This window comes from Winogradskyella helgolandensis, from assembly GCF_013404085.1.
In the GTDB taxonomy this organism is placed as follows: Bacteria; Bacteroidota; Bacteroidia; order Flavobacteriales; family Flavobacteriaceae; genus Winogradskyella; species Winogradskyella helgolandensis.
On record NZ_JABFHO010000001.1, the window covers coordinates 2725646 to 2739562 of the forward strand.

A 13917-nucleotide genomic window follows, 5' to 3' on the forward strand; every position below is an offset into this window, starting at 1 on the left:
GGCCTAAATACATCATTAACTTTATAACACTTTGAATTTTGAAATAATTATTTTAAAAATTTTAAAAGCAAAATTTCTACTATCAAAAATACTAGTGCAAAAATAACAAACCATTTCCATAGCGCATTAACATTTGTGTTACTTTTTATCGTATTAATAGTTGCTGCTAAGCTAGAATCTATTGTGGCATTATTTAACGTGCCTAAATCATAATAATTAAGATTACTTTCAGCTCTATTGTAATTGAAACTTAAATTTTGAAGCACTTGTTCTTTATTCTTAACATTCAAAATCCCAGCTGTATTTGGATAATCTTCTGTCTCTAAAATTACAGATTTACTATACGTTTTTTGAAGTGGAATAACCGAAATGTCATCAGAATCTAAAGTTAATATATCATCTTGACCTATTGAAGTTTGAACAGCAATAGAATTCGAATCACCTATAGTATAATATAATTGAGACAATTTTAAACTTTGTAATCCCATATTATACAATACAGGAATTATTAATTGCGAGTTTTTAAAATTAGAATTATCTGAGTTTAATGCTGAAGAAAACACATAGGCATTTGTATTGCCAACTAAAAAAGGAGTACCATCTTCATAAGATAAAACAGCATTTGAATTTGAAGAAAAATGATACGATTTTTCGATTTTGGGATATTGAAAATTAGTTACTTTAGAGTAAAATGCATTCGCTAAAAGTGGATGATTATAGTTAATGCTAGTGATTCGTTTCTCATTAGTGTTCTGATTGCCGAATTCATTTGTGATTAATTCTTTAAGTGTTTGATTGTAGGAGTTTAAGTTAATAGTGTCCGAAGGAATTATTAGTAGTTTGCCACCATCATTTTTAAATGCAATTAAAGCTGTTTTTAAAGCATCTGAAATGGTTTCGAGCTCATTCAAAATAATCAAATTCTGCTCAGGAATCAATTTGAAGTTAAGTGCATTTAGTTTGAAACTATTATAATCAAATTCATCCGCTGTATAAATACGTCCCAAGAAGGAGTCGTCAGCATTTTCATTAATTGCTAAAACCTTAATTTTTGGTTTCGAGTTTATATTAAAATAGAACGAATTATCATATTGCAAACCAGCATCATCAATTACTAATTTTCCATTAATGACTTTATTGTTTGCAATTGTAAAGGTCGTTTCGGCTTCTGTATTAATATCTATGGCACTTTTTGTGAGTAAAATGTCATCATTAAATAAGGAAACAGAAACATTATCAATAGGTGTAGCTGTGTTAGATAATTTTACATTGAGATCTATGGTTTCAGCTGTTGCATTGGTAACATAAACACTATCAATGCTAATGTTAGTTGTAATTACTGATTTTGGCTGTACCAATTTTAGCTGAATAGTACTATCAACTTCAAAATTAAGTGGCTTCCCTTTTTGCTGAAAATCAGAGACTAAAACTAAATTCTGAGTTGCAGCACCTAGATTAGTAAACAATTGTTTTCCTTTTAAGTATACAGCATCATAATTAAGTTGTGTTGGCGAATGTGTTAATTGGATTAAATCGTTTTTTAGAGCCTTAACAGTCGTGTTTTTGAATGTTGCATCATTAGTAAATAAACTGATAGACTCATCTTCGGGTAAGGTGTTAATGATATCTTGAATCGCTTCATTTAACAGTGTGCCATTGCTACCTTTGGCTTCCATACTAAAGGAGTTATCTAGGTAAATAACCGTTTCTTGTGCGTCGTTAAAATCTTCAGTATTTGGAATAAAAGGTTGTGCAAATGCTATAACTACGCATGCTAAGAGGAGCATTCGTGTTAATAAAGTAATCCATTTTTTAAGTTGTGAACTTTTACGAGTTTGAAGTTTAACTGATTTTAAAAACTTAACATTGGTAAATTCAACTTTCTGAAAACGACGAAGCTGAAATAAATGTATGAGAATAGGAATGACTAGCAAAAATAAGGCGTAAAGTAATTCGGGGTTTTTAAACTGCATTCTTTATTTTTAATTTTTACTCAACTGTCATTTTATATGCAGTTTAGTTTTCAATTAATTTATAAAATTTATATTTTCTAGCGACAATAATAAATTTATTGCTCGTCTGTTCTTGTTCTATCGGTTCTCCATTATTATCCACATAAATAGTACTATAACTGCCTCCAAAATTAAAATTGTAATTACATTCTTTTAAAAATACTGAGTATGGGTTATTCGTATCATCATGGTTCTCATTTACTTCAGTTACATTCTTAAAAGCATTAATTACTTCGTTTTTTCCATGCTTAAGGAAAAGCGTTTCTATTTTTAAGACATCTCTTCTGTTGCAATCGCCTCCATAACTACATCCATTAATTGAATCTAAAATTTTTAAAGAAAGATCGTAATTTTTCTTTTTATTCGCAATTTGAGCTTCTAAAAGTTCAATAGAACTATAAGCTCCTGCCCAAGAATTACCACAAAAACCGTAATTGCTATTTCTCGCTTTTACTAAATATTCTTCAGCTTTTTTTTACTTATTCTTTTTAAAAGATTTTTCAGCTTTAGATATGAAATTGTATCCATCTTTATAGTCATACTTGTCAGTTTGAGACCATCCAAAGAACGAAATAAAAAAAAGAAAAAAAAATACTAGTTTTAATTTCATATTCATTAGAATGACTACTGTTATAGTTTTTGACAGACCTTTCAGGTTTTGAAAACTGGAAAGGTCTTAATACTTCAAATATATAGAATACAAAGAGATTACCCCGTTCCGCTTTTGAGAAATTTAACAGAAAAAGAAATAATCTATCATCGCTTGCATATTTTGAGTTTCAAAATAATGTTTAATCTCTTTTTGAGCTTCCAAATTAGCAACGGTAACGATACTTTGCGGATTCTTTAGTTCACTTAAATAATCAAAATTAAAAAGTTCTTGGTCGTATATATGTTTTCCTATTTTCTTAGGGTTGTCGCAAATCCAGTTAAACGGAATATTTTGTTTCAACAATATTTTGGCTAATGTTTTTCCTTTGTGTCCTGCACCCCAAATTGCTAGTGGTCGTGAGGCATCATAATTCAACTCTAAAAAGTATTTTACTTTTAGATCTAGAAAAGAATTCTCTGCATAATGCTCATGTGTTCTTGATGTTCTTGTGCTATAATCTCTCCAATGAAGTAACACTTTATCGCAAGGAATACAAGTATAATTAGCTTTATAAAACCGGAATGCTAAATCATAATCTTCGGGATAAATATCGGAATTAAAACCTCCACAGGCATCAAAATCTTCGCGATGTAGCATCCAACAAGGAGATGGAATGACGCATTCTTTATAAATTTCAGAATAGTTTTTACCTTCAACCGTTAACGAGTTTAACCATTGCTCATAACGTGCAAAGCCACCACTTAACCCATCGGCTCTAAAGTATTTTACCTGTCCGATAGCTAAATGCTTTTTGCCGTATTTTTCAAGATTAGAGACCATGGTCTCAAGTCGGGTAGGTGTCATTATATCATCACTATCCATTCTGGAGATATAACTTCCGGAGCTGTGTTTGTATGCTGTTTTTAAAGCTTCTATAATTCCGCTATCACTATTTTTATATAGTTTTACCCTAGAATCTTGTTGTGTGTAGTTTTCAACTATGCTGTATGAATTATCTTCAGAATAATCATCAATAAAAATAGCTTCCCAATTAGAATAAGTCTGCCTTAAAATGGACGTAATGCATTCTTTTATAAATGCTTCTGTATTTTTAAACGGAATAACGATGCTAACTAACGGTTGTGACATGTTGCGAATTTAACAAAACCTTTAGGTTTTTAGTAGTAACAGATTGTAGATTTGTGCGTCAATTAAAAAAAAATAAAATTATAACATGAAGAATTATTTTGCCATTCTTGGCTTAAGTATCGTTTTAGTCGGTTGTGGATCTGCAAAACCAGCAGTAGATGATTTAGCCGTAAGTCATCCTATTGAAACAGCGTTAGATTTAACAGCGGTAAATAATGATCGGGTACCAGTAACTATTAATCCTGGTCGTTTTACTGCCGAAACGGTTACCTATAGATTACCAAGAGTCGTGCAAGGCACTTATTCAATTGGTAATTACGGAAAATATATTGACGATTTTAAAGCCTTAGATTATGATGGAAATGAACTTGCTACAACAAAAGTTGATGACAATACATGGACTATTGCAGATGCTGAAAAATTAGATAAGCTTCAGTATTATGTTAATGATACTTTTGATATTGAAAGTGTTGGAGGTATTGGTGGTGAAGAGCCATTTTCTCCAGCAGGCACAAATATTGAAGATGAAAACTTTGTATTAAATCTGCATGGATTTATTGGTTATTTTGATGCATTAAAGAATGCTCAATATACTGTAGATATAACAGCACCTTCTGATTTTGTACGAACTTCTGCATTAGAAGATAAAGGAACGACGGTTAGTGAAGATGGTAAGTCTATGACAACTAGTTATTTTGGTCAACGCTATTTTGATATTACTGATAATCCAATGATGTATGGAAAACTAGATGTTGAGGAGTTTATGGTTGGTGATATTAAAATTGTCTTAAGTCTTTATTCTCCTACAGGTAAACATACTGCAGCAAGTTTAAAAGAGACGGTTTACACAATGATGGAGGCACAAAAAAGATATTTAGGTGATGTCAATAGCACTCCACGATACGATATCTATTTATATTTATCTAGAGGTGGTCAGACCGATCCTAAAGGCTTTGGGGCTTTAGAACATCATACGTCTACAGTAGGTGTATTTGCCGAAGATGAAAGTCCTGAAAGTCTTAAAGAGTCTGTGATAGATGTGATTGCACATGAGTTTTTTCATATTGTAACTCCGTTATCGGTTCATTCTGAAGATGTTCATTATTTTGATTATAACAAACCAACGTTTTCTAAACATTTGTGGATGTACGAAGGTGTGACTGAGTATTTTGCGCAACATTTTCAAGTGTATGAAGGTTTAATTGATAACAGTAAGTTTTACAATACGATGTATTCTAAAATTAAAACCTCTAAGCGTTGGGATGATGCTATGAGTTTCACAATTATGAGTGAAAATGTATTAAACGAACCTTATGCCACTAATTATTATAATGTCTATTATAAAGGAGCATTAATAGGTATGTGTATTGATATATTAATGAGAAAAGAAAGTAATGGTAATAGAAGTATGTTATCCTTAATGAAAGAATTGTCTGCTAAATACGGAAAAGAAAAACCTTTTGTTGATGATAATCTTATTGCTGAAATTACTGCAATGACCTATCCAAGTGTTGGTGAATTCTTAAGGACGCATGTTCAAGGTGATTTACCAATTAATTACAATGATTATTTAGCATTAGTTGGTTTAACTTTAGGTGAAACAGCCATGGAAACTAATTATATTTTTGCTGGTGAACAAAATATTATTTTTGATGGTGACCAACTTAAAGGAACGATTTTCTTTTCACCAATGGTATTAAATAACTCCTTTTGGAAATCACAAGGTGTTATTGCTGGTGATGTGATTAAGAAAGTAAATGGCAGAGAATTAACAGTGTATAACGCTAATGACGTGATAAGTGGAATGTTTGAATGGAAAGAAGGACAAGAGATTACAATGGATTTAGAGCGTGATGGTAAGCCAATAGAAATAAAGACAAAACTAACTAAGGCTTACGCACCATCTGAATCTATAATTGAGGATGAGAATGCTACTGAAGCTCAAAAAGAAGTAAGAGCAGCTTGGTTGAAAGGGTAGTTTAAATATTTATATCGTCCTAAATCAATTTAGGTTGACAGTTTTTAAATTAAACCAGAGAATTTATGTTCTCTGGTTTTTTTATTTGGATTTTTAAAAATGCTAAAACGTTATTAACTTAATTCCATTTTTTTTTAGATGATATCAAAAAAAAAGGAAGACTTCTGTCAATTGACTTAGTCTTCCTTTTATAATTTATAGTAGAATAAATTACTTCTTTTTCTTAGGGTTAAATACTGGTAATAACTGTGTTTTAACCTGTCCAAAACCAATTCTTATATCATCATTTTGGCAGTAACCTCTCATAATAACCGTATCGTAATCGTTGATAAATTTACGTTCAGTACCATCTTTCATTTTTAAAGGTTTTGTTCCTTTCCAACTTAGTTCTAACATAGAACCGTAAGAATCTGGTGTTGGGCCAGAAATGGTTCCACTGCCCATCATATCCCCAGAATTTATAGGACAACCATTAACCGTATGATGTGCTAATTGTTGTGCCATGTTCCAATACATGTATTTAAAATTCGATTTACTAACTGTAGTTTCTTTTGAGCCTTTTGGTTGAATTGCAGCTTCCAAATTAATATCAAAACTCTTTTTTCCTTTAGTTTGAAGATACTCTAACGGTTTAGGGTCTTGTTTTGGGCTTTCAGTTCTAAACGGTTCTAATGCATCTAAAGTCACAATCCATGGAGACATTGAAGATGCAAAGCTTTTTCCTAAGAATGGTCCTAATGGGACATATTCCCATTTCTGAATATCGCGTGCAGACCAATCATTAAATAATACAAGCCCGAAGATGTATTCCTCTGTCTCTTCAATAGGAATAGGCTCACCTAAGTCGTTAGCATCTGTCGTAATAAAAGCCATTTCTAATTCAAAATCTACTAATTTAGACGGTCCAAAAACCGGCTGATTAGCTCCTTCTGGTAATGTTTGGCCTTGCGGACGATGAATCGGAATTCCTGAAGGAATAATAGACGAGCTACGTCCATGATAACCAACTGGCATATGGACCCAATTTGGCATTAATGCGTTATCCGGATCTCTAAACATAGTACCAACATTAGTAGCATGTTCTTTACTTGCGTAGAAATCTGTATAATCACCAACTTGAATTGGTAGTTGCATTTCAATTTCATCTAAACGAAATAAAATGGTTTCTTTATGTGGATTGTTATTTTTTAAGGCTTCATTCTCGGCATCAAATATCTGAGCGATTCGGTTTCTAACCAAACGCCAAGTTTTTCTGCCGTCAGCAATAAAATCATTCAATGTATCTTGAAGAAATATATCGTCTGTTAACGGAATCCCTTCAAAATAGCCTAATTGATGTAATGCACCAAGATCAATTGCAGTATCTCCAATTCGTGTTCCAATGGTTATAATGTCGTCTCTTGTTAAAAAAACACCAAAAGGAATGTTCTGAATTGGGAAATCTGAATTTTTACCGACATGTAACCATGAGGTACGATCTGGATTGTTAGCGGATAATGGCATAGAGTTATTGTTGATTAATTGTTCATTAAATTCATTCAAACCTACATAATTTTTGATATTTAAACTAATGTATTCACTATTTTTGTATTGATTTAACAAAACATTATTTATGCAACGCGACGAACAAATATTTGAATTAATTAAAGCCGAAAAAGAACGCCAAATTGATGGCATAGAATTAATAGCATCAGAAAATTTTGTGAGCGACCAGGTGATGGAAGCTGCAGGTTCTGTACTAACTAATAAATATGCTGAAGGGTATCCTGGCAAACGCTATTATGGTGGTTGTGAGGTTGTTGATGAAGTTGAGCAAATTGCTATTGATCGTGCTAAAACCTTATTTGGTGCTGCATATGTAAATGTACAACCGCACTCCGGAAGTCAGGCAAACACAGCTGCATACCACGCATGTTTAAATCCTGGTGATACTATTTTAGGTTTCGATTTGTCTCATGGTGGACACTTAACGCATGGTTCTCCTGTGAATTTTTCGGGTAAATTATACCGTCCTACTTTTTATGGAGTAAAGAAAGATACAGGTTATATTGATTACGATATGTTAGCAGACCAAGCGCAAAAGGAAAAGCCAAAAATGATTATTGCTGGTGCTTCCGCATATTCACGTGATATGGATTTTGCGAAGTTTAGAGAAGTCGCTGATAGTGTTGGTGCTGTTTTATTAGCCGATATTTCACATCCTGCAGGATTAATTGCTAAAGGTATTTTAAGTGATCCAATGCCACATTGCCATATTGTTACAACGACGACTCATAAAACGTTAAGAGGTCCAAGAGGAGGAATGATTATGATGGGTGAAAATATTGAAAACCCATTCGGAATTACATTAAAGAACGGTAAGCTTCGTAAAATGTCTGGTTTATTGGATTCTGCTGTATTCCCAGGAAATCAAGGTGGACCATTAGAGCACATTATTGCTGCGAAGGCTATTGCTTTTGGTGAAGCCTTAACGGATGACTTTATGCATTATATGTTACAAGTAAAACATAATGCAGCTGCTATGGCAAAAGCTTTTGTTGCTAAAGATTATAACTTAATTTCAGGTGGAACTGATAACCATATGATGTTGATTGATCTTAGAAATAAAAATATTACAGGAAAAGATGCTGAAAACGCTTTAGTAAAAGCAGATATTACAGTAAACAAAAATATGGTGCCATTTGATACAGAATCACCTTTTGTAACATCTGGAATTAGAATAGGAACTGCAGCAGTGACTACAAGAGGTTTAAAAGAAAGCGATATGCCATATATCGTAGATTTAGTAGATGAAGCACTTACCAATCATGAAAACGAAACAGTTTTAGCAGGTGTTGCTGAAAAAGTAAATGCGTTGATGGGTGGACGTGCATTGTTTAATGCATAGATATCAAAAAAATATACCTGACAGGTGTTGGTGACGAAGTGTAGTCAATCTCAAAACCTGTAAAGTTTAGAGTATAAATAAGAATGCCTTTCAATTTATTTTGAAAGGCTTTTTTTATTCGTAGATTAATTTTCAAAAAAAAGTTAACACTAAGGTGTGTTTTAGTGACATTTATCATATGTTACCATAGCTGCTTTGTGGTAATTTTACGGTTTTAAAATTATTTCAAATGGAAAACAAATATAATACATGGTATCACCCTTATAAACCAGCAACAAAGTACAAGAAGAAAGTTGCTTACTTCAGTATGGAATTTGGGATTGATCAATCTTTTAATATTTACTCAGGAGGACTCGGTTTCTTAGCAGGTTCGCACATGCGATCTGGTTTTGAATTAAAGCAAAACATGATTGGTATTGGTATGCTTTGGAAATACGGCTACTACGATCAAGCTAGAAATGACGACCAAACTTTAAGAACAGAATTTAACGAAAAGCATTTTGATTTTCTTGAAGATACAGGAATAGAAGTAGAGGTGAAGCTACACGATAACCCATATGTAAAAGTGAGAGCTTATGTTTTAAAACCTGAAGTTTTTGGAACCGTACCCATGTACTTTTTAAGCACAGATGTTGAAGGCAATGATCATTTATCTCGTACGATAACGAATCATTTATATGATAACAATCCTGTGACACGAATTTCGCAAAGTATCATTTTGGGCATTGGTGGTGCTAAAGTTGTGGAGGCTTTAGGAGGTGCAGATACTTATCATCTTAATGAAGGACATGCCTTGCCTGCCTTTTATTATTTAAGAGATAAAGGGGTGAAGAAAGATCAGATGGTCTTTACAACACATACACCAGAAAAAGCAGGAAATGAAGAGCGCGAAGCGAGACATTTAAACCGATGCGGCTTTTTTGGACGAACACTCTCTGAAGAAGAATTGCAACAAGAAACCGTGAATGGTGGCATGATTAATTATACGATTGCTGCACTGCGAATGGCGAAAAAAGCCAATGGTGTTTCAAAATTGCATGCTAAAGTGGCTAATGATATGTGGAAGGATTATGATGGCGTAAGTGAAATTATTCCAATTACTAACGCACAAAATCAGAAGTTTTGGCAAGATGCTAGTATTAAAAAAGCATGGACAAATAAAAAAGCCAAAGCTTATAAGACTAGAAAAACCATTCTAAAAAAGGAATTGTTTGATGAAGTCTACAAACAAACAGGTAAAACGTTTGATCCTAAAGTGTTGACTTTTGTTTGGGCAAGACGATTTGCTGGTTATAAAAGAGCCGATTTATTATTGCATGATATGGAACGCTTTAAAAGATTAATTTCTAACGAAAAGTATCCGGTTCAAATTATTTGGGCAGGTAAACCGTATCCTTTCGACTATCAAGCCATCGATGTTTTTAATTATTTAGTAAATCAATCTAAAGGTGAAAACAATTTAGCGGTACTCATCGGTTATGAAATTGATTTATCTAAAAAATTGAAATGTGGATCCGATATTTGGTTAAATACGCCACGCATTACAAGAGAAGCCTCTGGAACAAGTGGTATGACAGCTGCTATGAATGGTTCTGTAAATGTATCGACTAATGATGGTTGGATTCCTGAGTTTGAAAAAGACGGAGAGAATTGTTTTGTTTTACCAGAATTAGATTATCGTTTACCAGTTTGGGATCAAGATAAAATTGATGCTGATAATTTATATGATATTTTAGAAAACAAAGTAATCTCAACGTATTACGATGAACCTAAGAAATGGCAGGATATTGTTTTTAGTGCTATGGATGGTGTGATACCAGAGTTTACAAGTCGAAGAATGGCCGATGATTATTATCAGAAGTTATTTTAAATATAACAGATATGTATTTGGTGACTGAGCGTAGTCGACGAAGTTAAAACCTGTTCGATCTTAATATAGTAAGCCTTTCAAACTAAATTGAAAGGCTTTCTATATTCATAATTACTTATTATAATTTAGCAAATAAGTCATTTAAAGACTCAAAATCTCTTTGCTTAAAATTGGTAAAATCTCTTTCATTTATATAATTTATCAGATCTTTCTTTGGTCCAGAAGACCAAAAGTTCCATGTGTCTGTTAGTGTGTTATTTTCTTTAATAATTATTCGTCCAACTAATAAATCGTCAAATAGCTTATTCGAAGAATCATATACAGTAACCAAAGATTCATTTAGATAGATTAATCTGTATAATCGTTCATCACTATTCAGATTTATAAACTTGGTTTCTGTCAGGTTTTTATTTTCAGTATGTTCTAAGTGAACTTCTTTAATTAAGGCGTTATCAATAGGGGTGTAGTTGTTATCAATATTCAAAATAGTAATCATTTTATTCTCGAAAGGTTGATTAACACTAATTTTACCAGTGTAAACAGTGTTGTCTTTTAAGATAATTTTTCCTTCATAAAAAGGTTGATTCATATTTAGTGTATTACAACAGTCGCAACCATTATTTACGCTATTTAATAAACTTAAGCTTGCATTAATCAGGTCTGAATTTTGAGCCTTTAAACTAAAGTAAAATGATGTAAAAAGAAGTAGGGCTAAAAGCAGGTATATTTTTTTTAAAATCATGACTTATGAGTTATATGAGTTTCAAGTTTAAAGCATCAATAATTATTCCAATTCTAGAATTTAATTAGCTTTATAAAGTCAGATAATTTATTTTGAAAGGCTTTTGTTTTCATTCATAAACGCTAATACACGTTCAAAATACGCATCACCACCAACTTTCCAAACATTAGAGTGATTGGCAGAATCAATTTCTATAAATTCTTTTTTAGAACTTGGAATTTTTGAAAAATTAGCTCTAGCATATTTTATATTAATGCGTTCGTCTTCATTACCATGTACAATTAATATCGGTTGATTTATGTTTTTGCAATATGCAATTGGAGAAGCATCATTAGAATCAAATTCTGCAATTTGCCCAGCTCTATTAACCAAATAATTAGAAAAAGGAGTGTAGCTGAAACCAGCATGGAGATCAAAATAATCGTTAACAACGGTTCTGAACTCTGAAAACGCACTTTCAATGATGCCGAACTTAATTCTTTCGTCGTAACCCATAGCTTGCAAACCTATGGCTCCACCTAGAGATTGTCCCCATACTCCAAAATGATTTAGGTTTTCATATTGAATTAAATAATCAATAAGTGTTTTAACGTCTTTTTTCTCATTGACACCAAAGGAACAAAAACTGCCCTCACTTTTTCCATGAGCTCTAGAATCTAATGCTACTGAGTTAAAACCGTTCTCTGATAGGAAATCAATTACATTTTTGAATTGATCTTTATTAGCACGAATGCCATGCAATAAAATTACTGTTCCTTTTGCTGAATCTAAGCTAGAATACGTCAATCGTGCAGATAACTTAAGGCCGTCAAAAGAACTAAACACGACTTCTTTTTGTTTCAATTTTGAATCCTTTTTAGTAGTGATATTGAAGCTACTATTTTTGTTTCGTTTTATTAAACTTACAACAGGATTCCGAATTTCAGAAATAAGTCGAGGCACAAAAAAATGTATAACTAAGAACCCAAAAATTAGTGTAACTATTGAAGCACGTTTTAAGAGTTTTACACGTTTCTTAGACAGCATAATTAGTCTTCATCAAATACTACACTCTGATATGCACCAGCGTCTGGGGAAGCAGTTCTGTTTTTATCTAAAATATCATAAGGCACTTGAGCCGCAAAAGTAGATAGTCCGATGCCATTTGCTCCAGAATCGTCACCAATTCGCATCATATTCTCAGAAGTATTTTCAAAATAGGGCTGTTCATTAAATACATTGCCCAAATAAAATGATTCGTCTTCAAAATCATAATTACCACTACCGGAAAGTTCGTTATTATTGAATCTTAATAAGCAATTTGTAAATTTAAAATTAAATTCATCTCCTTCATTTTCAAGTAAAAATTCAGGATTATCATTACCATAAATAATACAATTATTAAAATTGGCTTCTATTAATACATTTGTGAAAACAGTGTTGTTTTCGTCAAGAACATAATCGTTTATGAGTAGGGCAGGATACTGTCTAAAACTACTATTCCAATAATTCGCAATGGTAGAATGGGTCACGTTGTATTTTCCACCATACGTTGCCGCAAATGAAGATTGACCTGCATTATTAATAACTAGATTTTCTGCGCTTATAGATGTAGCTCGTCCTAATATTCCAAAACTACTGACATTATAAATTTGAGAATTCCTTATCGTTAATTTATCGCTTGGTGCATCTTGGTTTCCTTCAGACAATATACCAATGGTAGCATTTTTAATCGTAGCATAATTAATAGTATTATTTTCACTGCCGTTATACAACCAAATGGTTCCCCACTGTCCTGGGATATCCTCGTATAGTGGCTCTAGGCGATCACCTTCTAGAATCACTTCATTTTCTAAAGTCTCTTGGTCAGGACTTAATGTACCATTAATATTCAGTGAGCCGTTATTTGTGACAATAATTCCAGAATCCGCATGAAAGTGCACCCGTGCGCCCGCTTCCATGGTTAAAATTTTTCCAGCTCCAACACCTGCATAACCGTAAATAACATAGGGTTTTTCGTTTGTAAATGTTAATTCATCATCAGCAAGAAAACGACCTTCTAATGTGGTTTCGTCTGGTGTACCATCACCATCAACATCAAAACTTAGGGTTTCAACGATACCTGTGGTGTCATCTTTACTTGGGTATATAAAAACAGCGTCTTTTACTAAGGTAACCACATCAACGTCTTGTTGATTATTTCCAGAATCGAATAGAATTTTGTCGGTATATAAAAACTGATTTTCTAAAGCTCCTAAAGTTGAAATATTAATAGTGGTTTCTATAAAAATGAATAAACTATCCTTAGCTAATAACTCTACATCTTCAAAGAATTTACCTTCTTGAGCACCTTCTAATCCTGTAGTGCCATCGATATTCATTCTATAACGTGAATTCACGCCATTCTCGAATTGTATGGTCGGAATTACAATATCATCATCACTACGATTATACACTTTAAGATTGTAGGTGCTAGAGCCAATGTTGGTAAAAACAGTATCTAAGTAAATGGTGTCTTGGGCAAAACCAAGGTTTCCTTTGCTTGGTGTAAATTCAAAATCGTTACGACAAGAACTCCAAAATAGTAAAATTCCAAAACAAAGTAACAATGATAGCAATCGCTTCATAAGTGATAAATATAATTAAGGCTTAAAAATATAACTTTTGAAGTTAGGATTTATTATAGTTACCTATAAATATATGAAGAT

9 protein-coding genes are annotated in these 13917 nt (G+C 32.6%); 3 read left to right on the forward strand and 6 right to left on the reverse strand.

Going from position 1 to position 13917, the window contains the following annotated elements:
• Positions 1-47: 47 nt before the first annotated feature.
• Complete coding sequence (locus tag HM992_RS11395) at positions 48-1973, reverse strand: BatA domain-containing protein (RefSeq protein ID WP_179319743.1); 1926 nt, start codon at positions 1971-1973, stop codon at positions 48-50.
• A gap of 772 nt (positions 1974-2745) precedes the next feature.
• Positions 2746-3753, reverse strand: coding sequence for a glycosyltransferase family 2 protein (locus tag HM992_RS11400; RefSeq protein WP_179319744.1), 1008 nt, complete (start codon positions 3751-3753; stop codon positions 2746-2748).
• Between the two features lie 85 nt (positions 3754-3838).
• Between HM992_RS11400 and HM992_RS11405 the strand changes: the two genes are divergently transcribed.
• Positions 3839-5731: a M61 family metallopeptidase gene (locus HM992_RS11405; RefSeq protein ID WP_179319745.1), complete on the forward strand. Its 1893-nt coding sequence runs from the start codon at positions 3839-3841 to the stop codon at positions 5729-5731.
• Between the two features lie 210 nt (positions 5732-5941).
• Here HM992_RS11405 and fahA read toward each other — a convergent pair whose 3' ends face one another.
• Entirely contained in the window at positions 5942-7234 is a 1293-nt protein-coding gene (gene fahA, locus HM992_RS11410; protein ID WP_178985109.1) for a fumarylacetoacetase, read from the reverse strand.
• Between the two features lie 109 nt (positions 7235-7343).
• Here fahA and HM992_RS11415 point away from each other — a divergent pair, with 109 nt between their 5' ends.
• Together HM992_RS11415 and glgP are read left to right on the forward strand one after the other, a co-directional pair.
• Positions 7344-8618: a serine hydroxymethyltransferase gene (locus HM992_RS11415; RefSeq protein ID WP_178985110.1), complete on the forward strand. Its 1275-nt coding sequence runs from the start codon at positions 7344-7346 to the stop codon at positions 8616-8618.
• Between the two features lie 229 nt (positions 8619-8847).
• Positions 8848-10488, forward strand: a complete 1641-nt coding sequence (gene glgP, locus HM992_RS11420; protein ID WP_179319746.1) for an alpha-glucan family phosphorylase — start codon at positions 8848-8850, stop codon at positions 10486-10488.
• A 118-nt stretch (positions 10489-10606) separates the two neighbouring features.
• Here glgP and HM992_RS11425 read toward each other — a convergent pair whose 3' ends face one another.
• The 3 genes from HM992_RS11425 to HM992_RS11435 form a co-directional block, all read right to left on the reverse strand.
• Positions 10607-11230, reverse strand: coding sequence for a hypothetical protein (locus HM992_RS11425; RefSeq protein WP_179319747.1), 624 nt, complete (start codon positions 11228-11230; stop codon positions 10607-10609).
• 87 nt (positions 11231-11317) lie between these two features.
• On the reverse strand, positions 11318-12256 hold the full coding sequence (locus HM992_RS11430) for an alpha/beta hydrolase (RefSeq protein ID WP_179319748.1): 939 nt from the start codon (positions 12254-12256) through the stop codon (positions 11318-11320).
• A gap of 2 nt (positions 12257-12258) precedes the next feature.
• The gene (locus HM992_RS11435; protein WP_179319749.1) at positions 12259-13836 is read right to left on the reverse strand and encodes a right-handed parallel beta-helix repeat-containing protein; all 1578 of its coding nucleotides are present in this window, start codon (positions 13834-13836) and stop codon (positions 12259-12261) included.
• Between the last annotated feature and the right edge of the window lie 81 nt (positions 13837-13917).

Bases quoted from the DNA above. Each gene is read 5' to 3' on its own strand.
- HM992_RS11395 (WP_179319743.1), bottom strand. From the start codon at position 1,973: ATGCAGTTTAAAAACCCCGAATTACTTTACGCCTTATTTTTGCTAGTC.
- glgP (WP_179319746.1), top strand. From the start codon at position 8,848: ATGGAAAACAAATATAATACATGGTATCACCCTTATAAACCAGCAACA.
- HM992_RS11400 (WP_179319744.1), bottom strand. From the start codon at position 3,753: ATGTCACAACCGTTAGTTAGCATCGTTATTCCGTTTAAAAATACAGAA.
- fahA (WP_178985109.1), bottom strand. From the start codon at position 7,234: ATGCCATTATCCGCTAACAATCCAGATCGTACCTCATGGTTACATGTC.
- HM992_RS11435 (WP_179319749.1), bottom strand. From the start codon at position 13,836: ATGAAGCGATTGCTATCATTGTTACTTTGTTTTGGAATTTTACTATTT.
- HM992_RS11425 (WP_179319747.1), bottom strand. From the start codon at position 11,230: ATGATTTTAAAAAAAATATACCTGCTTTTAGCCCTACTTCTTTTTACA.
- HM992_RS11430 (WP_179319748.1), bottom strand. From the start codon at position 12,256: ATGCTGTCTAAGAAACGTGTAAAACTCTTAAAACGTGCTTCAATAGTT.
- HM992_RS11405 (WP_179319745.1), top strand. From the start codon at position 3,839: ATGAAGAATTATTTTGCCATTCTTGGCTTAAGTATCGTTTTAGTCGGT.
- HM992_RS11415 (WP_178985110.1), top strand. From the start codon at position 7,344: ATGCAACGCGACGAACAAATATTTGAATTAATTAAAGCCGAAAAAGAA.